Origin of the sequence: Enterobacter chuandaensis, assembly GCF_003594915.1 — a bacterium.
GTDB classification, from domain to species: Bacteria; Pseudomonadota; Gammaproteobacteria; order Enterobacterales; family Enterobacteriaceae; genus Enterobacter; species Enterobacter chuandaensis.
On sequence record NZ_QZCS01000001.1, the window covers coordinates 333149 to 356927 of the forward strand.

The following is a 23779-nucleotide window of genomic DNA, read 5'->3' on the forward strand; positions in this document are numbered from 1 at the left end:
TATCAGTTGCCCCCCTGCAGGACGTTCATCATGCCTTTGATTTGTCCGCCGAGTAGGGTCAGGCCCGTCTGGTATTTCAGGCTGTTATCGGCAAACTGCGTACGCTCCCGGTCCATATCCACGGTGTTACCGTCGAGTGAAGGCTGGTCGGGAATGCGATAAAGTAAATCGGTCGCTGGCGCGGTCATCGCCTGAGCGGGAATATGGCGAGAGGATGTCATGGCAAGTGCAACACCCGTTCCTTCGGCACGTCCACGCTCCATCACCTTTTTAAGTTCACTGGAAAAATCAATATCGCGCGCCTGATACCCGGGCGTATCGGCGTTAGCGATGTTGGCGGCTAAAATCTCCTGCCGCTGGGCGCGTAAATTGAGCGCTTCCTGCTGAAAACGTAACGCGGCGTCGAGTTTATCGAGCATGTCTCCTCCGCTGATGGCAAAATTTCAGTTCACAGCTTAAATCTCACCCCGTCTCCCCTATCGACGGAATAAGCGCAAAATGCGTCGCTATTTATTCCGTTGATGCAAAACCACTGCAGGTAGAATTCACTCAACTCTGGTAACGGTGGAACTTGCGATGCAAACGTTAAAACGTGGCCTGATGGCAACCTTCTTGCTGTTTAGCCCTCTGGTGCAGGCCGGAGATCTACAGAATGCGCTGACGGATTTTTTCGCGCAGAAGCTGGCGGGCTTTAGCGATGACGTTAACGTGACCATCCGCACGCCGCAGAATCTGTATCCGACCTGCGAGCAGCCGTCCTTTAGCGTGACGGGGACCACGAAGCTGTGGGGCAATGTGAACGTCCTGGCACGCTGCGCCAACGAAAAACGTTATTTACAGGTTGCAGTTCAGGCGACGGGCAATTATGTTGTCGCCGCCGTTCCCATTGCGCGTGGCAGCGCGCTGCAGGCACACAGCGTGACGTTAAAGCGCGGGCGTCTGGATCAGCTCCCGCCGCGCACAATGCTGGACATTAACCAGGCACAGGACGCCGTCAGCCTGCGCGATGTCGCACCGGGCCAGCCGATTCAACTCTCCATGCTGCGCCAGGCGTGGCGTGTCAAAGCGGGACAGCAGGTGATGGTGGTTGCCAACGGAGACGGCTTTAGTATCAACAGTGAAGGGAAAGCGTTAAACAATGCTGCGGTGGCGCAAAACGCCCGCGTCAGAATGTCCTCAGGCCAGGTGGTGAGCGGAACCGTCGATTCTGATGGGAATATTCTGATTAACCTATAATCTTTTTAAAGATTTCGCGGCGCGTGCCGATAAATATTCCACTAATGATGATGTCAGGCGCAAACGCCGCGAACCCTCGATGAGGACAACACTATGAGCATTGATCGTACATCAGCCCTGAAGCCGGTAAGCGCTGTACAGCCTCGCGAAACGAACGACGCTACCCCACAGAAAACGCGTCTGGAAAAACCGTCCACGTCTAACAGCACCAGCGTGACCCTGAGCGATGCCCAGGCAAAACTGATGCAGCCAGGCAGCAACGATATCAACATGGAACGCGTTGAAGCGTTGAAAACGGCTATTCGCAACGGTGAGCTGAAAATGGACACCAGCAAAATCGCTGACGCCCTGATTCAGGAAGCACAGAGTTTCTTACAGAGTAACTAACCGTATGAGTCGACTGTCAGAAATACTGGATCAAATGACGGTTGTCCTGAACGACCTGAAAACGGTAATGGACGCTGAACAGCAGCATCTCTCTTCCGGTCACATTAACGGCAGCGCGCTGCAGCGTATTACTGAAGATAAGAGTTCGCTTCTGGCAACGCTGGATTACCTGGAGCAACAGCGTCGCGCTGAGCAGGATCCTAAGCGCAGCGCTAACGACGACATTATTGAGCGCTGGCAGACCATTACCGAAAAAACCCAGCATCTGCGCGATCTCAACCAGCATAACGGCTGGCTGCTTGAAGGCCAGATTGAGCGCAATCAGCAGGCGCTTGAGGTGTTAAAGCCGCATAAAGAAACCGGATTGTACGGTGCGGATGGTCAGACGGCGACGGCACGTATTGCGGGTGTTAAAAAGATTTCGATTTGAAGCCTGAGCGACAAATCATGCAGTGGGGAGCACCCTAAGGTGGACTCCCCATTTGGCGTTTATGCCGTCCGGCGGGCAAACTCTTTCACTTTGAAGCCCAGCACGGCAAGCGTGGCGAAGTAAGCAACAACCCCAACGCCTACCACGGCCATCAGGCGCATCAGACGATAAGGCATCGTGCCCAGGGACCACTCCGGCATGACATGCATCATCCCGAGTAACGCAGCAGACATCACCAGCACTGCCACAACTAAACGCACGAGGAAACTCGCCCAGCCCGGCTGCGGCGTAAAGATATCCTGTTTGCGCAGCTGCCAGTACAGCAGCCCGGCATTGAGACAGGCCGCCAGACCGATAGACAGTGACAGACCGGCATGCTTCAGCGGGCCAATAAACGCCAGGTTCATCAGCTGGGTCATGATCAACGTTACAATGGCAATTTTCACCGGCGTTTTAATGTCCTGACGGGAATAGAACCCCGGCGCCAGCACTTTGACCACTATCAGCCCCATCAGCCCAACCGAATAGGCGATCAACGCGCGCTGGGTCATCGCGGCGTCGAAGGCAGTGAATTTCCCGTACTGGAACAGCGACACCGTCAGCGGCTTGGCCAGAATGCCCAGCGCCACCGCGCTTGGCAGGGCCAGCAGGAAGCAGAGACGCAGACCCCAGTCCATCAGGCGGCAGTATTCATCATGGTTGCCGCTGGCAAAACTTTTCGACAGCGACGGCAGCAGGATGGTCCCCAGCGCCACGCCCAGCACGCCGGAAGGGAACTCCATCAGGCGGTCAGCATAGTACATCCAGGAAACAGAGCCCGACACGAGGAACGAGGCAAAGATGGTGTTGATAATCAGCGAGATTTGGCTGACGGAAACGCCGAGAATGGCGGGCCCCATCTGCTTGATGACCCGCATCGCCCCGGCATCTTTAAGGTTGATGCGCGGCAGTACCAGCATGCCGATTTTCTTCAGATGCGGCAGCTGATACGCCAGCTGCAGCACGCCACCCACGGTAACCGCCCAGGCCAGCGCCAGCACCGGCGGGTTGAAGTGCGGCGCGGCGAACAGGGCAAAACCGATCATGCTGACGTTGAGGAACGTCGGCGCAAACGCCGGAACGGAGAAGCGGTTCCAGGTGTTCAGGATCGCCCCCACCAGCGAGGCCAGCGAGATGAGCAGAATATAGGGGAAGGTAATGCGCAGAAGCTGCGAGGTCAGGGCAAATTTATCCGCCGTGTCGGCAAAGCCGGGCGCAGTCACCATAATCACCCACGGCGCGGCCAGCATCCCGACGACGGTCACCACGGCCAGCGCCAGGGTCAACAGCCCGGAGACATACGACACAAAGACCCGCGTGGCATCTTCACCCTGCTTGCTTTTATATTCCGCCAGAATAGGTACGAATGCCTGGGAAAACGCCCCTTCAGCAAAAATACGACGCAGCAGGTTCGGCAGTTTGAACGCAACGAAAAAGGCGTCCGTTGCCATCCCTGCACCAAAGACCCTTGCCACAATGGCATCGCGCGCAAAACCGAGAACGCGAGAGAACATGGTCATCGAGCTGACGGCCGCCAGCGATTTTAATAAGTTCATTAACGTGAATTTCCAGAACCATACGGATTTGTAGGCCGGGTACGCGTAAGCGCCACCCGGCAAAGCCAACAAGCGGCGCTTAGTCTAACCGGATTTCAACGAATTACTATCCGCAGATGTTACAGCGGGTTATTCACTCATGGCATCGCGCCAGAGCCTTTCCACAATCCGCTGCGCCAGAATGGCCTGCTCGCCGGACGTTTCAGGAACCGTCTGATTTTGCACGCAGGTGATAAAGTGGCGGGCACATCCTGCGAAACCACGTTGCTCCAGAGTGCTTTGCCAGCCGGGGACCGGCTGCATCACCACGCCGCTGCCCTTCTCTTCCCGCCACTCACGCATGTCGGTAACGTCGTACAGCGCGCCGTCGGTCACCGCCTGCACGGATTCCCGCTGGCTGCCCGCGCGACGGTGCATGCTGGTGGTGACCTGAAGATGCTCAACGGCAAAATGGTGTTCCGCATATACCATCTGCCCCTGCTCGTTGGTGACCAGCGTGCCGCTTTTCAGCTGCGCATTGCCGTTAGTCAGCCACAGCGCGGTGTCCACGACGTGGAGGTAGTCATCGAGAAGGGTAAAGCGCAGATCGTTCGGCCCCACGCTGTCGGTGCGGTGCTTGTCCATGCGCAGCGAGGCCATATTGCCGGACTGCGCCTTCAGCTGCTGGTAAAGCGGCGCGAAGCGGCGGTTGAAACCGACCATCAGCGTCAGGTTTTTACGTGCCGCCAGCTCAATCAGCCGTTCGGCGTCCTGGACATTTTCCGCCAGCGGTTTATCCACGCAAACGTGAACACCCGCATTGAGGAGCTCGCTGACCACCTGGTAATGGGTTGCCGTTGAGGTATGCACAAATACCGCATCGCACTCGCGGGCCAGATCCTGAAGCGATGCCGCATACGGGATACGCCAGGTTTCGCAGATACGTTCTGCCTTTTCTCGGGTAGGTGACCACGCCCCTTGCAGCGTCCAGTCAGACGCAGCGCCCAATACCGGCAGCCAGGCTTTCTGCGCAATACCGCCCAGCCCCACCACGCCAATGCGTAATTTTTTCACCGTTAGTCTCCCAAATGTGCCAGCAGTGCATCCAGACGCTGTTTCAACCCGGCCACCTCGTCTTCCAGTGCCTCTACACGCGCGGCAAGGTCGTCACTGTTTGCAGGGCGATCCGATTCCGTCGCCACGCTTTCGGCGTCAACGTCACCGCTGAACAGATGCATATAGCGGCTCTCACGTTTACCCGGCTCGCGCGCCAGACGCACTACGTAAGGGCCATCGTCGCGCGCGGCCAGCCCTTCCAGCGTCTGCTCGACCTCCTGCATGTCGCTGAACTCATGCATACGGGAGGCGCGCGAGCGCAACTCCCCCGGCGTTTGCGCCCCACGCAGCAGCAGCGTGGTAATAACCGCCACTTCCGCACTGCTCAGCTTCAGGTCGCCAAATTCGGAGTTACAAAAGCGCTGTTCGTATTTGGTCACGCGGTTGCCGAAGCCGCTGACGGTGCGCAGATAGTGGCGTTTTACCAGCGCATCCAGCACGTCCTGAACCTCATGCTCGCTGAGGTTCATCACCGGCTCACGGTTGGTCTTCTGGTTGCAGGCCATGGTCACGGCGTTAACAGAGAGCGGATACTGCTCCGGCGTGGTGACCTGTTTTTCAAGTAAGCACCCAATCACGCGCGCTTCCGTACCGTTTAGCTGATATTTCATCTTTTCTCCTTAACGACCTGCAGTCCAGTCACGGGTGGTTAATGCCGTCAGAACGTGGTCGCGCCACTCTCCGTCTATCAGCAGATAGTCTTTGGCATAACCCTCTTTCTCGAACCCTAAACGCGCCAGCAAATTGCCGCTGCGCTGATTATGCGGCATGTAGTTCGCCATAATGCGATGGATATGCTGCGTGCGTTGCATATAGCGGATGGCTACCGTTAACGCCTCGTACATCAGACCCTGCCCCTGCCATTTCTGACCGATGGAGTAGCCAAGGTAGCAGGCGTGAAACGACCCGCGCACCACGTTTGAAAAATTGGCGATGCCGATAATCTCTTTCTCTTCTGGATCCAGCAGCGCGAAATAGAACGCGCTGCCCTGCTTATGAAACTCAGCAATCATGCCGAGGCGCGCCTGCCAGCCGGAGGGGTAACAATGGCTTTCATCCCGAACGGGTTCCCAGGGTTTTAAAAACTGGCGATTCTCGGCGTAATAATCCGCCAGACGCCAGGCATCACGCTCATGCACCAGACGAACGACCAGCCGGTCCGTTGTCAGACGCACTTTTGGCACATTACTGCGATAGCCAAACATCAATACCACTCCTTCCCGTCACTTCAGCTTACCCATTAGCTTTACTATACCTGCGCCTGTGCCGTCTGTGAAAACAGTGACATACCATTTTGACCTCTTTTCACATTTTTCGATGAGAACTCTCTATCAAAGCACCTTTTTGATAAAAAAATATTGTCGCGCCGAGGGGTGGGAAAAAACGCGGCGACACCGCAGAATGTTAGCGTGCTCATCTTCTTATTTTCCCTGGAGGGAAAATGTCCCGCGTATCACAGGCGAGGAGCCTGGGTAAATATTTCCTCTTAGTCGATAACATGCTGGTCGTGCTCGGCTTTTTTGTCGTGTTCCCCCTCATCTCGATCCGCTTTGTCGATCAAATGGGCTGGGCGGCGTTGATGGTCGGTATTGCGCTGGGGCTACGTCAGTTTGTCCAGCAGGGTCTTGGCGTCTTTGGCGGCGCGATCGCTGACCGCTTTGGTGCTAAACCGATGATCGTGACCGGTATGCTGCTCCGCGCGGCAGGCTTTGCCACGATGGCGGTTGCCCACGAGCCCTGGCTGCTCTGGTTCTCCTGCTTCCTCTCCGGTATTGGGGGCACCCTGTTTGATCCGCCGCGCACCGCGCTGGTGGTGAAGCTGATTCGTCCGCAGCATCGCGGTCGCTTCTTCTCCATTCTGATGATGCAGGACAGTGCCGGGGCAGTTGTCGGCGCGCTGCTGGGCAGCTGGCTGCTGCAGTACGATTTCCGCCTCGTCTGTGCGGCCGGGGCAGTGCTCTTTATTCTGTGCGCGCTGTTTAACGGCCTCTATCTTCCTGCCTGGAAGCTATCGACGGTGAAAGCGCCGGTGCGCGAGGGGCTCGGACGCGTGCTGCGCGACAAGCGTTTTGTTACCTACGTGTTGACCTTAACCGGGTATTACATGCTGGCCGTACAGGTGATGCTGATGCTGCCGATCATGGTGAACGATATTGCGGGCACGCCTGCTGCGGTGAAATGGATGTACGCCATCGAAGCCTGCCTGTCGTTAACTCTGCTCTACCCCATTGCCCGCTGGAGTGAACGGCGTTTTCGCCTGGAGCATCGTCTGATGGCCGGGCTGTTTCTGATGACGCTGAGCATGATGCCGATTGGTCTGGTAAACACGCTTCAGCAGCTTTTTACGCTGATCTGCACCTTCTACATCGGCTCCATCATCGCCGAGCCCGCCCGCGAAACGCTGAGCGCCTCACTCGCCGATGCGCGTGCGCGCGGCAGTTATATGGGCTTCAGCCGCCTGGGTCTGGCCTTTGGCGGTGCGCTGGGCTACACCGGCGGCGGCTGGCTGTTCGATGCCGGCAAGGCGCTGAACCAGCCGGAGCTTCCCTGGATGATGCTCGGCGTGGTGGGCGTCATGACGCTTTTCGCCCTGTGGTGGCAGTTCAGCCAGAAGCGCAGCGCGAGCGGCATGCTCGAGCCTGGCGCGTAGCCTTTCCCTCCGGCGGGAGAAAACTCCCGCCTCACTTCTCAGTATTTTCTGCTGGTTTCTGCCATTTCACACTGACATACTTGCGTAACAGGACAGAAGCGCCGATTTTTCGTTGAGGAACACTATGAAGAAAATTGTCATTGCCGCCGCATTTATTGTCAGCGGTCTGCTGGTGGGCTGTAACCAGCTTACGCAATACACCGTCAGTGAGCAGGAAATTAATCAGGCGCTGGAAAAACATAATAATTTCTCTAAAGACATTGGCGTGCCGGGGCTAGCCGATGCCCACATCGTTCTCACCAATCTCACCAGCCAGATTGGTCGTGAAGAGCCGAATAAAGTCACTCTGGCCGGTGATGCCGATCTTGATATGACCTCTCTTTTTGGTAATCAGAAGGCCAACATCAAGCTCAAGCTGAAGGCGCTTCCCGTGTTCAATAAAGAAAAAGGGGCAATTTTCCTCCAGGAGATGGAGGTGGTCGATGCGCAGGTTTCGCCGGACAAGATGGCGCCGGTTCTGCAAACCCTGATGCCCTATCTGAACCAGTCGCTGCGAAATTACTTTAACCAGCAGCCAGCGTACGTCTTAAGCGAAGACAACAGCAAGGGCGAAGCTCTGGCGAAAAAATACGCAAAAGGCATAGAGGTGAAGCCGGGAGAAATCATCATTCCTTTCACCGACTAACCTGAAGGGCGCTGCGGCGCCCTTTTTTTTACGGAAAAGTGTGCAAACGAAAACGTTTCCGCTTATGATTTGTGTCCGGCAAAAACAGCCATCCTTATGACTGATTCCTGACAAGCCGGAGCTTCCATGACTGCACAACCCCAGGTTCTTAAAATCCGCCGCCCTGACGACTGGCATATCCATCTGCGTGATGGCGATATGCTGAAAACCGTCGTGCCCTATACCAGCGAAATTTATGGCCGCGCGATTGTCATGCCAAACCTGGTTCCGCCAGTCACCACCGTCGATGCCGCGATCGCCTACCGCCAGCGCATTCTGGATGCTGTTCCGGCGGGACATGATTTCACCCCGTTGATGACCTGCTACCTCACCGATTCGCTGGATCCAAATGAAGTGGAACGCGGATTTAACGAAGGCGTATTTACGGCGGCGAAACTCTACCCGGCAAATGCCACCACCAACTCCAGCCACGGCGTTACCAGCATTGATGCCATCATGCCGGTGCTGGAACGTATGCAGAAGCTGGGCATGCCGCTGCTGGTGCATGGTGAAGTGACGCATGCGGAGATTGACATTTTCGACCGTGAAGCCCGTTTTATCGAAACCGTCATGGAGCCCCTGCGCCAGCGTCTGCCCGCGCTCAAAGTGGTGTTTGAACATATCACCACGAAAGACGCGGCAGAGTATGTGCGTGACGGCAACGAGCTGATTGCCGCGACCATCACCCCGCAGCACCTGATGTTTAACCGTAACCATATGCTGGTGGGCGGGGTGCGTCCCCACCTGTACTGCCTGCCGATCCTCAAGCGCAACGTACACCAGCAAGCGCTGCGCGAGCTGGTTGCCAGCGGCTTCTCTCGCGCGTTCCTGGGCACGGACTCTGCGCCTCATGCCCGCCATCGTAAAGAGGCGAGCTGCGGCTGCGCAGGTTGCTTCAACGCCCCAACGGCGCTTGCCAGCTACGCGACCGTCTTTGAAGAGATGAACGCGCTGGAACATTTTGAAGCGTTCTGCTCTCTTAACGGTCCGCGCTTCTACGGCCTGCCGGTCAACAACACCTTCATCGAACTGGAGCGCAAAGCGAGCCACGTTGAGGAGTCCATTGCCCTGACGGATGACACGCTGATCCCTTTCCTGGCGGGTGAAACCGTCAACTGGACGGTAAAACGTTAAAAAATCAGTGCCCCTTGTTGTCAAAACGATAATATACCTGTATAAATAAACAGTATATTACACAGGGGGCATTTATGCGTATTGAAGTCACCATAGCCAAAACTACCGTTCTGCCTGCTGGCGCGCTTGACGCTCTGGCAGGCGAATTATCCCGCCGTATTAACAGCACGTTTCCCGACAACGCGGGCGCCGTAACGGTGCGTTACGCCGCTGCGAACAACCTCTCCGTCATTGGTGCCGCGAAAGAAGATAAAGATCGCATCAGCGAAATCCTGCAGGAAACGTGGGAAAGCGCGGACGACTGGTTCATCACGGATTAACACTGCTCCCTCATTGTGTTTTTTTGCCGGGTCGCCCCGGCTTTTTTTTGTCCGAAATTCCTAAAGTTCAAATTAATTCAGCGTCTTCTTAAAAAATCGTGAACGAGATGGTGTTTTATTGTTCGAACAATCCTAAAAAGCAGAAAAATGTGTTGCTACCTGTTTATTTTTCCCGTTGGAACCCTTATTACTTGGTATACTGAAGATGCTTTCAGAAAAACATGCATTGAACCTCAGAGCCGTTGTCTTCTAACACGCATTTAGGGGGTTATAATGGAAAAGAATAGCGAAGTCATCCAGACCCACCCACTCGTTGGCTGGGATATCAGTACCGTAGATAGCTACGATGCGCTGATGCTGCGTTTGCACTACCAGACCCCGAATCAACTCAACCGTGACGAAGCGGAAGTTGGACAGACGTTGTGGCTAACAACAGACGTCGCCCGTCAGTTTATTTCTATTTTAGAGGCAGGTATTGCAAAAATAGAATCTGGCGACTATCAGGAAAATGAGTATAAACGGCACTAACGTTATGCCCACTTTTCACTCTACAGGCACCCTCGCGGTGCCTTATTTATTTCCCGCTTGTTTACGCCCGCGTTGTTAATTACTCTGCTAACAAAACGTTAGTTTACGAGATGCATATGAGATACGACTTAATCATTATTGGTAGCGGCTCCGTCGGATCGGCTGCCGGTTATTACGCGACACAGGCAGGGCTTAACGTCCTGATGATTGACGCCCATCTGCCGCCCCACAAGGAAGGCAGTCATCACGGGGACACCCGCCTCATTCGCCATGCCTATGGCGAAGGTGAACGCTATGTTCCGCTGGTGCTTCGCGCCCAGACGCTGTGGGATGAGCTGGCGAAACAGACCGAAGAACGCGTTTTCGAGCGTACAGGGGTAATCAACCTTGGCCCGGCGCGGTCGGAATTTCTTGCCAGCGTCGAACGCAGCGCGAAAGCCTTCAATCTTGACGTTGAGACGCTGGACGCGACGGGCATTACCGCCCGCTGGCCTGAAATTACCGTCCCGGATGATTATATCGGCCTTTTTGAAGCCAACTCCGGCGTGCTGCACTGTGAAACGGCGATCAAAACCTGGATCGACCTTGCCGCCAAAGCGGGCTGCGCGCAGCTGTTTAACTGCCCGGTGAATGCCATCACGCATGATGCTAATGGCGTCACGGTGACGACCCCTGACGGCGACTATTCCGCGTCCCGCCTGCTGGTGAGCGCGGGAACCTGGGTCACCCGCCTGCTACCAGATCTGCCCATCCAGCCGGTACGTAAGGTCTTCTCGTGGTTCCAGTCGGATGGTCGCTACAGCGCGCAGAATAAATTCCCGGCATTCACTGGCGAATTACCGAATGGCGATCAGTTTTACGGGTTCCCTTCCGAGAAAGACGCGCTCAAGATTGGGAAACACAACGGCGGGCAGGTTATCTCCTCACCTGAGGAGCGCAAACCGTTTGGCGCCTACCCGCAGGATGGTTCAGAAGCCTTCTCGTTCCTGCGCAATATTCTCCCGGGCGTTGGTGGCTTACTGTATGGCGCGGCCTGTACCTACGACAACACGCCGGATGAAGACTTTATCATTGATACGCTGCCGGGACATGACAATACCCTGCTGATCACCGGGCTGAGCGGCCATGGCTTCAAATTCGCATCCGTGCTGGGTGAAATCGCCGCGCAGTTTGCCCAGGGTATAACGCCGCAGTTTGATCTGACCCCCTTCTCACTCTCGCGTTTTAACGGATAATCGGCAATGGGCTCCGGCAATACCGGGGTCCATTTTCTTCATACTCAGTGGCGGGGCGTTATGCGCAGGATCGTTTCTTTTCTCATCAATAATATTCGCGAGCACCTGATGCTCTATATCTTATTGTGGGCGCTGCTGGCTATCATTGATGTTATTTACGTTGTGTTTTATTGAAATCACTAACTGACATTAATTGACGTTACTTTATGTTTATTTAATCTTTTTTCTTCCGCCTATTGCCTCTTGCACGAAGCCATTGAATTAATCTTGCCGATTCTTTTCAAAATCGCTGAAATAAATAAAATAAAAATCAATAGTCAATTATTTCAGTTGCAATATCACGTCTTCCCGTTCATTTTTACGTTTCGGTTAATTTGAACATGGACATTCTGATGCAATTGCGTAACTCCTCCCGGCGCTACGGAATAATATCCATAAGTTTACACTGGATATTTGCCATTGCCGTCTATGGTATGTTCGGACTTGGACTCTGGATGGTGACGCTCAGCTATTATGACGGCTGGTATCATCAGGCTCCCGAGTTGCATAAAAGCATCGGCGTTCTGCTGATGCTGGGGCTGGTTTTTCGCACTGTCTGGCGACATATTTCCCCGCCGCCTGCGCCACTAAAGACATACGGTAAAATTACCCGCGTCAGCGCCGTTGCCGCGCATATTGCGCTCTACGCGCTGCTCTTTGCCATCCTGATCAGCGGTTACCTCATCTCGACGGCAGACGGTAAACCGATTAGCGTGTTCGGCCTCTTTGACGTCCCGGCCACGCTCAGCGATGCAGGAGCTCAGGCTGACACCGCAGGCGTCGTTCACCTCTGGCTTGCCTGGAGCGTGGTGATCCTGTCCGTGCTGCACGGGCTCGCCGCCCTTAAACACCATTTTATTGATAAAGACGATACGCTTAAGCGCATGCTTGGCCGCTCGTCAGTTGACTCTGGAGCATAAAATGAAAAAACACCTGCTGGGTATCGCCCTGGGTTCTCTGTTATTTACCGCCGGTTCCGCCGTGGCGGCTGATTATAAAATTGATAAAGAAGGCCAGCACGCTTTCGTCAATTTCCGTATTCAGCATCTGGGATATAGCTGGCTGTACGGCACCTTTAAGGATTTTGACGGCACATTCACTTTTGACGATAAAAATCCTGCGGCTGATAAGGTCAACGTGACCATTAATACGAACAGCGTCGACACGAACCATGCTGAGCGCGATAAACACCTGCGCAGCGCAGAGTTCCTGAACGTCACAAAATTCCCGCAGGCGACCTTCGCCTCTACGGAAGTGAAAAAAGACGGTGATAAATTGGCTATTACCGGTAATCTGACGCTGAATGGCGTAACCAAACCCGTTACTCTGGATGCGAAATTGATCGGTCAGGGCGACGATCCGTGGGGCGGTAAGCGCGCAGGTTTTGAAGCGGCAGGTAAAATTCACCTGAAAGATTTTAATATCACTACGGATTTAGGCCCGGCGTCGCAGGACGTTGAGCTGGTTATTTCCGTTGAAGGTGTACAGCAGAAGTCATAATAGATTCGCCCGGCAGGCTTTCACCGTGCCGGGCGTTATTCTCATTCCGGGTCAGGGATACCCAGTTTGGTATTCAGACGGCCGCGTGATTTATTAAAAATCTTGTTGCCGTTTTCACGTCCTGCGCGACGACGACGCTGCTCCTCTTCCGGCAGGATGCTCTCTTCGCTGCACAATTCGCTACAGCAGCCGTTAAACTTCTCGGCACAGGCCGGACACTGGATAAACAGCAGATGACACCCGTCGTTTTTGCAGTTGGTGTGAGTGTCGCACGGCGCACCGCACTGGTGGCAGTGGGCAATCACATCTTCTGAAATGCGCTCGCCCATACGCTCATCAAAGACGAAGTTTTTACCGATAAAGCGTACCGGTAAGCCCTGCTCACGGGCGCGGCGGGCGTACTCGATAATACCGCCTTCAATGTGCCAGACCTTGTTGAACCCATTGTGCTTCATCCACGCGCTGGCCTTCTCGCAGCGGATACCGCCGGTGCAGTACATAACGATTTTTTTATCCTTATGCTCCTGCATCATCTCCACCGCTTTCGGCAGCTGCTCGCGGAAGGTATCGGCCGGGATTTCCATCGCGTTCTCGAAGTGCCCCACTTCATACTCGTAGTGGTTACGCATATCAATGAACACGGCATCCGGATCGTCCAGCATCGCATTCACTTCCGCAGCTTTCAGATATTCACCGACGTCCGCCGGGTTAAACTCAGGATCGTCAATACCGTCCGCCACGATGCGTTCACGCACCTTCATGCGCAGCACCCAGAAGGATTTCCCGTCGTCATCCAGGGCAATGTTCAGGCGCAAGTCGTTTAGGGCCGGATCGAAGCTATAAAGCACGTCGCGGAACGCGTTCACTTTGCTTTCCGGCACGCTAATCTGCGCGTTAATGCCTTCGCGGGCAAGATAGACGCGCCCGAAGACGTTCAGCGCCGTGAAGGCCTGATAAAGCGCATCGCGGGTCGCCTGCGGATCGTCGATGGTGAAGTATTTGTAGAATGAGATGGTCGTGCGCGGTTCGGTTTCAGCCAACATACGCGCCTTTAACATCTCATTCGAAACGCGGTTGTGTAACACTGGCATGGTGTACAAGTCCTGGAATCGTCAGAGAGAATGAAAAATCGGTCGGCATCATATAGCAAACAAAACCAATTTACATCCACACAATTTACGCTACATTTCACACACCCTGATTAATCAGGGTTAACAATTACTGCGGTCGTGCAAGTTTCGGCGGCAGATATTTTGGCTATGTCTCAAAAAATGCGACAATGGCATAACAGGACGTTAGAACACAGGAAAGACATGACCCAGTTACCAAAATTTACCGTCGCCCTTTTGCACCCCCGCTATTGGATGACCTGGCTTGGCATTGGCTTTTTATGGCTACTGGTACAGCTTCCCTACCCTGTTATTTTCCGGTTAGGTAAATCTTTAGGCCGACTCGCGCAAACGTTTATGAAGCGTCGCGCCCGCATTGCGTATCGTAATCTTGAGCTGTGTTTTCCGCAGATGAGCGAGGCAGAGCGCCATGATATGGTCTCGAAAAATTTCGAATCCGTCGGCATGGGGCTCATGGAGACCGGCATGGCGTGGTTCTGGCCGGACAAACGCATGGCGCGCTGGAGCAAGGTTACAGGGACCGGCATGGAACCGGTGCATACGCTTCAGGCTAATCAGACGGGCGTTCTGCTGATCGGCGTCCATTTCCTGACGCTCGAAATCGGGGCGCGTATGTTTGGCATGCAGGCGCCCGGTATCGGCGTTTACCGTCCTAACGATAACCCGGTTATCGATCTCATCCAGACCAACGGCCGCATGCGCTCCAACAAAAGCATGATCGACCGTAAGGATCTGAAGGGCATGATCCGCGCGCTGAAATCCGGTGAAGTGGTCTGGTATGCCCCCGATCACGACTACGGTCCGCAATCCAGCGTCTTTGTCCCCTTCTTCGCCGTCGACGAGGCCGCCACCACGACCGGCACCTGGATGCTGGCACGCATGTCCAAAGCCGCCATCGTTCCCTTTGTGCCCCGCCGTATGCCGGATGGCTCAGGCTACGAGCTGATGATGCTTGAGCCGGAACTCGCGCCGCCGCTTGACGATGCGGAAACCACCGCGCGCTGGATGAACGGCGTGGTGGAGAAGTGCATCATGCTGGCGCCTGAGCAGTACATGTGGCTGCATCGCCGCTTTAAAACCCGGCCTGAAGGCACGCCGTCCCGCTATTGATCCTCCTGCGGCCTTCAGGGCCGCATGCTGTTTTAGCTTTAAAAGCTTCCCCTCATTGCGGCAATCATAACCCAGGCGCATAATTAGCAGGCTTATTACTTCATGCTTCAGGTGCTCTGCACCTCACTATGCGGATTGTTATGTCACCCTCAGATGCCCCCATAAACTGGAAGCGTAACCTTACGGTTGCGTGGCTTGGCTGTTTTCTTACCGGCGCGGCGTTTAGCCTGGTCATGCCTTTCCTGCCGCTCTACGTCGAACAGCTGGGCGTGACGGGCCACAGCGCGCTCAATATGTGGTCTGGCCTGGTATTCAGCATCACGTTTCTCTTTTCTGCGATAGCCTCGCCCTTCTGGGGCGGCCTTGCGGACCGCAAGGGACGTAAAATCATGCTGCTGCGCTCGGCGCTGGGGATGGCGATTATCATGGCGCTGATGGGCGTGGCGCAGAACGTCTGGCAGTTCCTGATATTGCGCGCATTGCTGGGCTTGCTGGGGGGATTTATCCCCAATGCGAACGCCCTGATCGCCACGCAAATTCCACGCCATAAGAGCGGCTGGGCGCTTGGTACGCTCTCCACCGGCGGCGTGAGCGGTGCCCTGCTGGGGCCGCTGGCCGGTGGACTGCTGGCGGATAATTACGGCCTGCGCCCGGTCTTTTTCATCACCGCCAGCGTGTTGTTCCTGTGCTTTATCGTCACCCTGCTCTGCATTCGTGAAAAATTTACGCCCGTCGCCAAAAAAGAGATGCTCCACGCCAGAGACGTGCTGACCTCGCTTAAAAATCCCAGACTGGTGCTGAGCCTGTTCGTGACGACCCTGATTATTCAGGTGGCAACCGGATCGATCGCGCCTATTCTCACCCTGTACGTACGTGACCTGGCGGGTAACGTCAGCAATATTGCGTTTATCAGCGGGCTGATTGCCTCCGTGCCCGGCGTGGCGGCGCTGCTTAGCGCACCGAGACTGGGGAAACTGGGTGACCGGGTCGGCCCGGAAAAGATCCTGATCTGTGCGCTGATCATTTCCGTCCTGCTGCTTATCCCGATGTCGATGGTGCAAACGCCATGGCAGCTGGGCGTACTGCGCTTTTTGCTGGGTGCCGCCGACGGCGCGTTGCTGCCCGCCGTACAAACCCTGCTGGTCTACAACTCCACGAACCAGATTGCCGGACGTATCTTTAGCTATAACCAGTCGTTTCGCGATATCGGCAACGTCACCGGGCCGCTTCTCGGCGCAGGCATCTCCGCCAGCTTCGGTTTTCGCGCCGTCTTTATCGTGACGGCAGGCGTGGTGCTGTTCAACGCGGTCTATTCGTGGTTCAGTTTATCCCGGACGTTACGCCCGGCGACGGAATAAGTCGAACGCCTGACAGCTTATTTTCGCTTTCATACTTGCAGAATCTGATATTCAGCTATTCTTTCCCTGAAACCTTCAGGAAAACAGGGAGACACCAATGACCATGTACGCCACGCTGGAAGAAGCTATTGATGCCGCTCGTGAAGAGTTCCTTGCCGATAATCCCGGCGTTGAGGAAGAAGATGCTGACGTGCAACAACTTAATATCCAAAAATATGTTCTGCAGGATGGGGATATTATGTGGCAGGCCGAATTCTTCGCTGATGAAGGTGAAGAAGGGGAATGTTTGCCGATATTAAGTGGTGAAGGTGCGCAGGCGGTCTTTGATGGCGATTATGACGAAATCGAACTTCGGCAGGAATGGCTGGAAGAGAACACCCTGCACGAGTGGGATGAGGGTGAATTTCAGCTCGAGCCACCGCTGGATACGGAAGAAGGTCAAACCGCAGCCGATGAATGGGACGAGCGTTAATTCACGCTACTCGTACGGGCCGTGGCTGGCATCGATGGGCAGCAACAGCGTGTCGAAAATCAGCGAGAACGGCAGATCGAGTACCGTCAGGTAGCGCCATGCGGAATCCCGTACATCCCATTTCACGCCCGGGTAATACTGATTCCCATGCCCCTGACCTGGAATGGTGCGGCTGATGATGCTGCCGCAGCCGCTCAGCAGGCATGCCATCATGACGACGATGATTATTTTCATCAGTAACCTCTAAAAAAATACCGGCCTTACAGCCGGTATTTTATCTGGCGGGTGGCGCTTTACCTACCCGCCCTGCTTAACAACTTACTTCGCCTTCAGTGCGAGCGGATTCAGCTTCACGTCCTTATAGTAGTTCACCCACGAAGAATACTTCTCCGGAGCGGACCACACGCGATAGTGAAGCCTTGCCATTGTCACCGGATCGCTCAGCAGCACCAGACGACGGTCGCGGTTGAGTTTTTCCGGCGTCTCGTTAAGCGCCTGCTCAACGTGACGATCGCGAGCAATCTCCAGCACCTGGCTTGCGCGGTGACGCGCAGTGGCCATCGCCGTCGCCAGGGCGTTGAATGACGGGTTAAACACGGCGTGCATGAAACCATCATCCAGCGTGCGGTTGCGGTTCTGCTCCAGATAGCGATCGGTATCCACCAGCACCTGCGGCGGAGAATACTCTTCCGGGATCAGGAACAGTTTCCAGCGTTTGGTTCGCAGCCCCACCGTTGAACGGCTGGAGATGACTGACACAAACGGCGACAGGATCAGTGAGAAGACAATCGGTGCCAGCCAGAACAGGAAACGCAGATCCAGCCACGCCATTCCGGCAGCCCACACCAGACCCAGCAGCAGCTGAGAACCGTGGCGCATAAAGGCTTCACTCCATGGCGTGGAGTCATCATCACGCTGCGGTGAGTTCCAGACCACTTCCCAGCCCAGGAACGCACTGACCACGAACACGGTGTGGAACAGCATACGTACCGGCGCCAGCAGCACCGAGAACAGCACTTCCAGCAGCAGAGAAAGGGTTACGCGGAAGAAACCGCCGTACTCTTTCGAACCTTTGCACCAGATCAGGATGATACTGAGCAGCTTAGGCAGGAACAGCAGCACCATGGTGGAGGCAAACAGCGCAATCGCCAGCTCAGGACGCCACTGCGGCCACACCGGGAACAGCTGGCGCGGTTGCAGGAAGTATTGCGGCTCCGTCAGGGCATGAACGACCTGCAGCGCAGTGGAGAGCGCGAGGAACATAAACCACAGCGGTGCGGAGAGATAAGACATCACGCCCGTCAGGAACACCGCACGGTGAACCGGGTGCATCCCTTTTACGAGGAACAGGCGGAAGTTCATCAGGTTACCGTGACACCAGCGGCGGTCACGCTTGAGCTCGTCCAGCAGGTTCGGCGGCAGCTCTTCGTACGATCCCGGCAGGTCGTAGGCAATCCAGACGCCCCACCCTGCACGACGCATCAGCGCCGCTTCCACGAAGTCATGCGACAGAATAGAACCGGCAAACGAACCCTCGCCCGGCAGCGGTGCCAGCGCACAGTGTTCAATGAACGGCTTCACGCGAATAATGGCGTTGTGACCCCAGTAGTGGGATTCACCCAGTTGCCAGAAGTGCAGACCGGCCGTAAACAGCGGGCCATAAACACGGGTGGCAAACTGCTGGCAACGCGCATAGAGCGTGTCCATACCGGACGCTTTTGGCGAGGACTGAATGATACCCGCGTTAGGGTTGGCTTCCATCAGACGCACCAGACCGCTCAGGCAGTCTCCGCTCATGACGGAGTCAGCATCCAGCACCACCATGTAGCTGTACTGGTTACCCCAGCGACGGCAGAAGTCATCGATGTTACCGCTTTTACGCTTCACGCGACGGCGGCGACGACGGTAGAAGATCTGACCTTCGCCCTGCACTTCCGCAATCAGCTCCATCCACGCTTTTTGCTCTGCTACGCAGATATCCGGGTTGTAACTGTCGCTCAGGATGTAAACGTCGAAATGCGCCGCATTACCGGTTGCCTTCACGGACTCCCAGGTTGCGCGCAGCCCCGCAAATACGCGGTCAACGTCTTCGTTACAGATAGGCATAATTAGCGCGGTACGGTGCTCAGGATTGAGGGGTTCATCCCCGACCGTTGACGCCGAAATGCTGTACTTGTCCCGTCCCATCAGCAGCTGCAGGAAGCCCATCAGCGCGGTCCAGAAACCGGCCGACACCCAGCAGAAGAGAACCGCGAACAGCAGGAGTATGCCGCTTTGCAAAATATACGGCAGCAGCTGCATGAAGGAGACCCAGAGATCCTGGCCCATCATGTCAGTCGGGTTGATAAACGCCCAGCCCTGGTAAGGCAGAATGGTTTTCATGTACCAGGTCGCGACAACCGTCTGCGCCAGCGTCAGAAGCAGCAGGATATAACGACGGATTGTCCCCACGGTGCGCCATTTCTGCTCAGAGGCCTGCTCTTCTTTCGTCAGGCGAGACAGATAGCGCGGCGTGACGTCACGCCCGCGCAGGCGATCCCAGAAGCGGCCCACCGGGTTGGTGCGCCATGGATCGGGGAACATTGAAGAGCGGGTCGCCTTCGGCATCGCCTGAAGCTGATCGCGCCCTTCGTCGTCTTTAATCAACTGCCCTTCCGCCAGCGAGTCCGGCCAGGCCTGCTCCAGACGCGCCTTGACTGACCCCAGCGGCGTATCATCATCACGGGAAAACTGACGATGTTCGCCATCCAGCGCGGTATGAACCGCGCGGATGTTGCTCTCAGGCAGTGCCGCTTTTTCGATATCCGTCAGCGGCATGGCATCAATATATTCAGATGTATTATTCATTGGCAGGTAGCTGGTAGCTCCAGGTTTCACTCAGCGGCTGATCTTCACTGACCAGCGCAGCACGCATTTCAGTGGTCTGTTTCGGATCTTTCACTTTCACGCGCAGGGTCAGACGCCAGCCTTTGGTTACCGGGTTGTAACGCACGGTATTTTCAACGATCTCACCGTTATCACCGATGCTGGCCTGGGCCGACACGGCAGTATCCGGAGACAGTTTCTTCATATCCTGGCCGGTGAAGTCCACGACAAACGCCACCGTACCGTCAGGCTGACGGATAAGATTTGACTGCTTCACGTCACCCGTTGAGCGGCGAGTTTGCATCACGTACGCGTTATCCGGCGCATGCAGCTTATCTTCGTCGCGGCTGAAGGTAATGGTGTACTTGAAGTTCATCTCTTTACCGGCTTCCGGCAGCTGATCCGGCGTCCAGTATGCGACGATGTTGTCGTTGGTTTCGTCGTTGGTTGGGATTTCAACCAGCTCTACCTTGCCTTTACCCCAGTCGCCTTTCGGCGTAACCCAGGCGCTTGGACGCAGGTCATAGCGGTCGTCGAGATCTTCAAAACGAGAGAACTGACGGCCACGCTGCAGCAGGCCAAAGCCCTGCGGGTTTTCCATCGCAAAGCTGCTGACCGCCAGATGTTTCGGGTTATTCAGCGGACGCCAGATCCACTCACCGTTACCGGCATGAATAGACAGACCGTTGGAGTCATGCAGTTCCGGGCGGAAGTTGGTTGCCGGAGACGGCTGGTTCGGCCCAAACAGGAACATACTGGTCAGCGGCGCTACGCCCAGTTTGCCCACTTTGTCACGCAGGTAAACCTTAGACTGCACGTCTACGACCGTGTCACGGCCAGGCATAATCACAAAGCGATAGGCACCGGTTGCGCGTGGGGAATCCAGCAGCGCGTAAATAGTCAGACGTTTGTCCGTTGGTTTTGGACGTTCAATCCAGAACTCGCGGAAACGCGGGAACTCTTCACCTGAAGGCAGCGCGGTATCAATAGCCAGACCGCGCGCAGAAAGCCCGTACACCTGCCCCGCGCCAATCACGCGGAAGTAGCTGGCGCCAAGCATGCTGACGATTTCGTCGTTTTTATCTTTGCTGTTGATCGGGTAAAGCACCTTGAAGCCTGCGAAGCCCAGGTCTTTCACCGTATCTTTGTCGTGTTGCACATTGCCAAAATTGAAGTAATCCGGGCTGTATTTGATCTTGCGTACCGCGGTCGCCGTCACTTCATTGATGGCAACAGGCGTGTCGAAGTACATACCCTGATGATAAAATTCAAGCTTGAACGGGGTTTTAATGTTGTTCCAGTACGCTTTATCGTGGTTGAACTGGATCTGCTGATAGTCCGCATACTTCATGTCGCGGAAAACGGAGGGCAAGTTACTTTTCGGCGCTTCGTAGCTCTTGCCTGCCATCGATTTTGCCTGTTTTGCGACATCGTCGATGTTAAAGGCCAGTGCCGATGAGGTATACAGTGATAACACCACTGCAGCACCCAACCAACGCATTTTCATCATCTGTGGTTTATGTTTCATAATAAGTAAGCACTTCCCCCTTTGTGTGCTTATATCGATCCGATCCATTTTAATGGAAACTCAGGCAATCCGACAACATAATCACTGCTTTGTTCAGCTGCTGGCTCATGGATTAAGCAAATGAAAGAACCCGCGATTCACTTTGCGTGCTTATCCTGGAGACAGTGTGTCGGTCTTGGTGTAGGGTTGGCTTCGAATGTAACCATTATGAGCCTTAGGGATAAGGCGAAAAGTCTGAGAATGCACAACGTTATATGAGCACAACACCGATACAACGGGAATATTTCCTCGACTCGATCCGGGCATGGCTGATGCTATTGGGGATCCCCTTTCATATTTCACTGATTTACTCCAGCCACACGTGGCATGTTAATAGCCAGATGCCTTCCTGGTGGCTGACGCTGTTTAATGACTTTATTCACGCCTTCCGCATGCAGGTGTTTTTTGTCATCTCCGGCTATTTCTCGTACATGCTGTTTTTACGCTATCCGCTTAAGCGGTGGTGGAAAGTGCGCGTCGAACGCGTGGGCATTCCCATGCTGACCGCCATCCCGCTGCTGACGCTGCCGCAGTTCATTATGCTGCAGTACGTTAAAGGCAAGGCGGAGAACTGGCCGAATCTCTCTCTGTATGAAAAGTACAACACGCTGGTCTGGGAGCTGGTGTCTCACCTCTGGTTCCTGCTGGTTCTGGTGGTGCTGACAACGGTCAGTCTGGTGATTTTCAGCAGCCTGCGCCGTCATCTCAGCACGACAGCAGACACCTTCTTCGCCAACATCACCCTGGGCAAACTGTCGGTGCTCTTCTTACTGCTGGGGATCGCCTATGCCGCGGTGAGACGCACGCTGTTTATCGTCTATCCACCGATACTGAGCGACGGCCTGTTTAATTTTGTGGTGATGCAGTCGCTGTTCTACATTCCGTTCTTTTTGACTGGCGCACTGGCCTTTATTCATCCGAAGCTTAAAGCGCTGTTTACCACCCCGTCGCCCTGGTGCGCGGTGGGCGCGGCCATCGCGTTTGCGGCCTACCTGCTGAACCAGCGCTACGGGAGCGGCGACGCCTGGATGTATGAAACGGAAAGCGTGATCACCATGCTGCTGGGCTTGTGGATGGTGAACGTGGTGTTCGCGCTCGGCCACCGTTTGCTGAACTTTAAGTCCAGCCGCGTGACCTACTTCGTCAATGCCTCACTGTTTATCTATCTGGTGCACCACCCGCTGACGCTGTTATTCGGGGCATACATCACGCCGCACATCGCCTCGAACACGCTGGGCTTTTTTACCGGGCTGGTGTTTGTGGTGGGGGTTGCCATCGTACTCTATGAGATCCATCTGCGGATCCCTCTCCTGCGCTTCCTGTTTTCAGGAAAACCACAGGCGAAAGCCGCCTGAGCCGCGCGGCGCACTCACGGTGCGCCGCCTTCGCTTCAGCTCTCCAGCTCTTGTCTGCGCTGAGTCAAAAGTCGCTGATAAAGATGCGTGGTGTCGTCGTCAAAACAGACAAAAATCACCTTCTCTGGCAGCGGTTTGAGTGACAGATAACGGTAGACGGTATCTACGGCGATGGCCGCCGCAGCTGCCTTTGGATAACCATACACGCCGGTGCTGATGGCCGGAAACGCCATTGTTTTGTAGCCGTTGTCGGCGGCAAGCCGCAGACAGTTTCGGTATGCCTCCTCCAGAAGGCTCGCTTCATGCTGGTCGCCGCCGTGCCAGACTGGCCCGACAGCATGAATCACCGCTTTGGCAGGAAGGTTGCCCGCAAGCGTAATGACCGCATGGCCCGGAGGACATTCGCCCTGTTGCTGCCGCACGATTTTACAGGCTTCCAGCAGCTGCGGTCCGGCAGCGCGGTGAATAGCGCCATCCACACCGCCTCCCCCCATCAGGGAAGGATTGGCCGCATTGACGATGACATCGACGTGCATTGTCGTAATATCGCCATGAATCACTTCTATTTGCGGTTTCATAAAACCCCTCTGCTACCCGCCTTTTTCTTAAGTGTATCGCAGAGGTGTTCTTGAGAAAAAACTATCAGACAAAAACCGCTTCCGACGACGGTCGAAAGCCCGAGGACTAACGGTACTGGATCTGTACAACCGCGAGCGTTTTTTCAGGATTAAGGTACTTCATACTGAGCGTCGCGAGGCTGGAATCGGTCACCTTGCCGTTAAGCGCCTCTTCGTAGCTCACCCTGCGCGTTTGCATATGGTTATTTTCCGGGCATGACATTGCAAAATGCTGCTGTTGCGGCGTAACTTCACAAGGATCGGCAACAATTGCACCGCGAAAATGAATGACACCGCCTTCCGCCAGGGTGGCGGAATAAGCTGGCATAATAAAAGCAGAAACGATCAGGCCCAAACCTGAAATAAGATGAGCAAAAGTGTAGGTCACGATATGTACTCCTCAATGAAAATCGTCCTTGAGGGGCAAACGCG

27 protein-coding genes are annotated in these 23779 nt (G+C 55.1%); 16 read left to right on the plus strand and 11 right to left on the minus strand.

The features are described from left to right. Positions 1-2: 2 nt before the first annotated feature. Positions 3-419: a flagellar basal body rod protein FlgB gene (flgB, locus tag D5066_RS01705; protein WP_014883362.1), complete on the minus strand. Its 417-nt coding sequence runs from the start codon at positions 417-419 to the stop codon at positions 3-5. Between the two features lie 157 nt (positions 420-576). Between flgB and flgA the strand changes: the two genes are divergently transcribed. The 3 genes from flgA to flgN all read left to right on the plus strand — a co-directional run bounded on the left by flgA (position 577) and on the right by flgN (position 2053). Beyond that, entirely contained in the window at positions 577-1236 is a 660-nt protein-coding gene (gene flgA, locus D5066_RS01710) for a flagellar basal body P-ring formation chaperone FlgA (protein ID WP_119914853.1), read from the plus strand. Between the two features lie 93 nt (positions 1237-1329). Then, positions 1330-1623, plus strand: coding sequence for a flagellar biosynthesis anti-sigma factor FlgM (gene flgM / locus D5066_RS01715; protein WP_014883360.1), 294 nt, complete (start codon positions 1330-1332; stop codon positions 1621-1623). Positions 1624-1627: 4 nt separating this feature from the next. Continuing rightward, a complete protein-coding gene (flgN, locus tag D5066_RS01720; protein ID WP_008500818.1) occupies positions 1628-2053 on the plus strand; it encodes a flagella biosynthesis chaperone FlgN in 426 nt (141 codons plus the stop codon). A 59-nt stretch (positions 2054-2112) separates the two neighbouring features. Here flgN and murJ read toward each other — a convergent pair whose 3' ends face one another. From murJ to rimJ, 4 genes are all read right to left on the minus strand, one after another. Beyond that, positions 2113-3648 (minus strand): murein biosynthesis integral membrane protein MurJ, encoded by a 1536-nt coding sequence (gene murJ, locus D5066_RS01725; RefSeq protein WP_080327532.1) that lies wholly within the window; start codon positions 3646-3648, stop codon positions 2113-2115. A 129-nt stretch (positions 3649-3777) separates the two neighbouring features. After that, positions 3778-4701 carry a Gfo/Idh/MocA family protein gene (locus D5066_RS01730; RefSeq protein WP_119914854.1) on the minus strand — a complete coding sequence of 308 codons (924 nt, stop codon included), beginning with the start codon at positions 4699-4701 and terminating at the stop codon, positions 3778-3780. A gap of 2 nt (positions 4702-4703) precedes the next feature. Further along, entirely contained in the window at positions 4704-5354 is a 651-nt protein-coding gene (locus D5066_RS01735) for a YceH family protein (protein WP_119914855.1), read from the minus strand. A gap of 9 nt (positions 5355-5363) precedes the next feature. Further along, positions 5364-5948 (minus strand): ribosomal protein S5-alanine N-acetyltransferase, encoded by a 585-nt coding sequence (gene rimJ / locus D5066_RS01740; RefSeq protein WP_080327535.1) that lies wholly within the window; start codon positions 5946-5948, stop codon positions 5364-5366. 236 nt (positions 5949-6184) lie between these two features. Between rimJ and mdtH the strand changes: the two genes are divergently transcribed. The 9 genes from mdtH (at position 6185) to D5066_RS01790 (ending at position 12873) form a co-directional block, all read left to right on the plus strand. Then, positions 6185-7393, plus strand: coding sequence for a multidrug efflux MFS transporter MdtH (mdtH, locus tag D5066_RS01745; protein ID WP_080327536.1), 1209 nt, complete (start codon positions 6185-6187; stop codon positions 7391-7393). 124 nt (positions 7394-7517) lie between these two features. Further along, the gene (locus tag D5066_RS01750) at positions 7518-8078 is read left to right on the plus strand and encodes a lipoprotein (RefSeq protein ID WP_080327537.1); all 561 of its coding nucleotides are present in this window, start codon (positions 7518-7520) and stop codon (positions 8076-8078) included. Between the two features lie 126 nt (positions 8079-8204). After that, positions 8205-9251, plus strand: coding sequence for a dihydroorotase (gene pyrC, locus D5066_RS01760; RefSeq protein WP_119914857.1), 1047 nt, complete (start codon positions 8205-8207; stop codon positions 9249-9251). Positions 9252-9325: 74 nt separating this feature from the next. Then, entirely contained in the window at positions 9326-9571 is a 246-nt protein-coding gene (gene dinI, locus D5066_RS01765; protein WP_080327540.1) for a DNA damage-inducible protein I, read from the plus strand. 273 nt (positions 9572-9844) lie between these two features. Continuing rightward, entirely contained in the window at positions 9845-10099 is a 255-nt protein-coding gene (bssS, locus tag D5066_RS01770) for a biofilm formation regulator BssS (protein ID WP_003858012.1), read from the plus strand. Positions 10100-10215: 116 nt separating this feature from the next. Next, positions 10216-11334, plus strand: coding sequence for an N-methyl-L-tryptophan oxidase (solA, locus tag D5066_RS01775; protein ID WP_119914858.1), 1119 nt, complete (start codon positions 10216-10218; stop codon positions 11332-11334). Positions 11335-11394: 60 nt separating this feature from the next. Then, complete coding sequence (locus tag D5066_RS01780; RefSeq protein WP_080328158.1) at positions 11395-11508, plus strand: YceO family protein; 114 nt, start codon at positions 11395-11397, stop codon at positions 11506-11508. Positions 11509-11726: 218 nt separating this feature from the next. Then, complete coding sequence (locus tag D5066_RS01785) at positions 11727-12293, plus strand: cytochrome b (RefSeq protein ID WP_080327542.1); 567 nt, start codon at positions 11727-11729, stop codon at positions 12291-12293. Position 12294: 1 nt separating this feature from the next. Then, a complete protein-coding gene (locus D5066_RS01790; RefSeq protein WP_080327543.1) occupies positions 12295-12873 on the plus strand; it encodes a YceI family protein in 579 nt (192 codons plus the stop codon). Positions 12874-12914: 41 nt separating this feature from the next. Here the strand turns inward: D5066_RS01790 and trhO are convergent, their stop codons facing one another. Next, the gene (trhO, locus tag D5066_RS01795) at positions 12915-13964 is read right to left on the minus strand and encodes an oxygen-dependent tRNA uridine(34) hydroxylase TrhO (RefSeq protein WP_119914859.1); all 1050 of its coding nucleotides are present in this window, start codon (positions 13962-13964) and stop codon (positions 12915-12917) included. Positions 13965-14186: 222 nt separating this feature from the next. Between trhO and D5066_RS01800 the strand changes: the two genes are divergently transcribed. The 3 genes from D5066_RS01800 (at position 14187) to D5066_RS01810 (ending at position 16943) form a co-directional block, all read left to right on the plus strand. After that, positions 14187-15113, plus strand: coding sequence for a Kdo(2)-lipid IV(A) acyltransferase (locus D5066_RS01800; protein ID WP_119914860.1), 927 nt, complete (start codon positions 14187-14189; stop codon positions 15111-15113). A gap of 140 nt (positions 15114-15253) precedes the next feature. Next, positions 15254-16471 (plus strand): multidrug efflux MFS transporter MdtG, encoded by a 1218-nt coding sequence (gene mdtG, locus D5066_RS01805; RefSeq protein ID WP_119914861.1) that lies wholly within the window; start codon positions 15254-15256, stop codon positions 16469-16471. A 97-nt stretch (positions 16472-16568) separates the two neighbouring features. Continuing rightward, positions 16569-16943, plus strand: coding sequence for a MysB family protein (locus D5066_RS01810; RefSeq protein WP_023311118.1), 375 nt, complete (start codon positions 16569-16571; stop codon positions 16941-16943). A 6-nt stretch (positions 16944-16949) separates the two neighbouring features. On the opposite strand, the gene D5066_RS01815 is transcribed toward D5066_RS01810, so the two are convergent. From D5066_RS01815 to mdoG, 3 genes are all read right to left on the minus strand, one after another. Beyond that, entirely contained in the window at positions 16950-17177 is a 228-nt protein-coding gene (locus tag D5066_RS01815; RefSeq protein WP_013097162.1) for a YceK/YidQ family lipoprotein, read from the minus strand. An 84-nt stretch (positions 17178-17261) separates the two neighbouring features. Continuing rightward, positions 17262-19790, minus strand: a complete 2529-nt coding sequence (gene mdoH / locus D5066_RS01820; protein ID WP_080327564.1) for a glucans biosynthesis glucosyltransferase MdoH — start codon at positions 19788-19790, stop codon at positions 17262-17264. Then, complete coding sequence (mdoG, locus tag D5066_RS01825) at positions 19783-21336, minus strand: glucans biosynthesis protein MdoG (protein ID WP_080327565.1); 1554 nt, start codon at positions 21334-21336, stop codon at positions 19783-19785. Before mdoG ends, mdoH begins: the two co-directional genes overlap by 8 nt. A 254-nt stretch (positions 21337-21590) precedes the next feature. Between mdoG and mdoC the strand changes: the two genes are divergently transcribed. Further along, positions 21591-22730 carry a glucans biosynthesis protein MdoC gene (mdoC, locus tag D5066_RS01835; RefSeq protein WP_119914862.1) on the plus strand — a complete coding sequence of 380 codons (1140 nt, stop codon included), beginning with the start codon at positions 21591-21593 and terminating at the stop codon, positions 22728-22730. Between the two features lie 35 nt (positions 22731-22765). Here mdoC and ymdB read toward each other — a convergent pair whose 3' ends face one another. Both ymdB and D5066_RS01845 read right to left on the minus strand, forming a co-directional pair. Next, on the minus strand, positions 22766-23308 hold the full coding sequence (gene ymdB / locus D5066_RS01840) for an O-acetyl-ADP-ribose deacetylase (RefSeq protein ID WP_119914863.1): 543 nt from the start codon (positions 23306-23308) through the stop codon (positions 22766-22768). 106 nt (positions 23309-23414) lie between these two features. Then, the gene (locus tag D5066_RS01845) at positions 23415-23675 is read right to left on the minus strand and encodes a YmdA family protein (protein WP_254629696.1); all 261 of its coding nucleotides are present in this window, start codon (positions 23673-23675) and stop codon (positions 23415-23417) included. Positions 23676-23779: the final 104 nt, after the last annotated feature.

Excerpts from the sequence above, each read along its gene's own strand:
- flgB (WP_014883362.1), bottom strand. The coding sequence starts at position 419 with ATGCTCGATAAACTCGACGCCGCGTTACGTTTTCAGCAGGAAGCGCTC.
- flgA (WP_119914853.1), top strand. The coding sequence starts at position 577 with ATGCAAACGTTAAAACGTGGCCTGATGGCAACCTTCTTGCTGTTTAGC.
- flgM (WP_014883360.1), top strand. The coding sequence starts at position 1,330 with ATGAGCATTGATCGTACATCAGCCCTGAAGCCGGTAAGCGCTGTACAG.
- flgN (WP_008500818.1), top strand. The coding sequence starts at position 1,628 with ATGAGTCGACTGTCAGAAATACTGGATCAAATGACGGTTGTCCTGAAC.
- murJ (WP_080327532.1), bottom strand. The coding sequence starts at position 3,648 with ATGAACTTATTAAAATCGCTGGCGGCCGTCAGCTCGATGACCATGTTC.
- D5066_RS01735 (WP_119914855.1), bottom strand. The coding sequence starts at position 5,354 with ATGAAATATCAGCTAAACGGTACGGAAGCGCGCGTGATTGGGTGCTTA.
- rimJ (WP_080327535.1), bottom strand. The coding sequence starts at position 5,948 with ATGTTTGGCTATCGCAGTAATGTGCCAAAAGTGCGTCTGACAACGGAC.
- mdtH (WP_080327536.1), top strand. The coding sequence starts at position 6,185 with ATGTCCCGCGTATCACAGGCGAGGAGCCTGGGTAAATATTTCCTCTTA.
- D5066_RS01750 (WP_080327537.1), top strand. The coding sequence starts at position 7,518 with ATGAAGAAAATTGTCATTGCCGCCGCATTTATTGTCAGCGGTCTGCTG.
- pyrC (WP_119914857.1), top strand. The coding sequence starts at position 8,205 with ATGACTGCACAACCCCAGGTTCTTAAAATCCGCCGCCCTGACGACTGG.
- dinI (WP_080327540.1), top strand. The coding sequence starts at position 9,326 with ATGCGTATTGAAGTCACCATAGCCAAAACTACCGTTCTGCCTGCTGGC.
- bssS (WP_003858012.1), top strand. The coding sequence starts at position 9,845 with ATGGAAAAGAATAGCGAAGTCATCCAGACCCACCCACTCGTTGGCTGG.
- solA (WP_119914858.1), top strand. The coding sequence starts at position 10,216 with ATGAGATACGACTTAATCATTATTGGTAGCGGCTCCGTCGGATCGGCT.
- D5066_RS01780 (WP_080328158.1), top strand. The coding sequence starts at position 11,395 with ATGCGCAGGATCGTTTCTTTTCTCATCAATAATATTCGCGAGCACCTG.
- D5066_RS01785 (WP_080327542.1), top strand. The coding sequence starts at position 11,727 with ATGCAATTGCGTAACTCCTCCCGGCGCTACGGAATAATATCCATAAGT.
- D5066_RS01790 (WP_080327543.1), top strand. The coding sequence starts at position 12,295 with ATGAAAAAACACCTGCTGGGTATCGCCCTGGGTTCTCTGTTATTTACC.
- trhO (WP_119914859.1), bottom strand. The coding sequence starts at position 13,964 with ATGCCAGTGTTACACAACCGCGTTTCGAATGAGATGTTAAAGGCGCGT.
- D5066_RS01800 (WP_119914860.1), top strand. The coding sequence starts at position 14,187 with ATGACCCAGTTACCAAAATTTACCGTCGCCCTTTTGCACCCCCGCTAT.
- mdtG (WP_119914861.1), top strand. The coding sequence starts at position 15,254 with ATGTCACCCTCAGATGCCCCCATAAACTGGAAGCGTAACCTTACGGTT.
- D5066_RS01810 (WP_023311118.1), top strand. The coding sequence starts at position 16,569 with ATGACCATGTACGCCACGCTGGAAGAAGCTATTGATGCCGCTCGTGAA.
- D5066_RS01815 (WP_013097162.1), bottom strand. The coding sequence starts at position 17,177 with ATGAAAATAATCATCGTCGTCATGATGGCATGCCTGCTGAGCGGCTGC.
- mdoH (WP_080327564.1), bottom strand. The coding sequence starts at position 19,790 with ATGAATAATACATCTGAATATATTGATGCCATGCCGCTGACGGATATC.
- mdoG (WP_080327565.1), bottom strand. The coding sequence starts at position 21,336 with ATGAAACATAAACCACAGATGATGAAAATGCGTTGGTTGGGTGCTGCA.
- mdoC (WP_119914862.1), top strand. The coding sequence starts at position 21,591 with ATGAGCACAACACCGATACAACGGGAATATTTCCTCGACTCGATCCGG.
- ymdB (WP_119914863.1), bottom strand. The coding sequence starts at position 23,308 with ATGAAACCGCAAATAGAAGTGATTCATGGCGATATTACGACAATGCAC.
- D5066_RS01845 (WP_254629696.1), bottom strand. The coding sequence starts at position 23,675 with ATGCCAGCTTATTCCGCCACCCTGGCGGAAGGCGGTGTCATTCATTTT.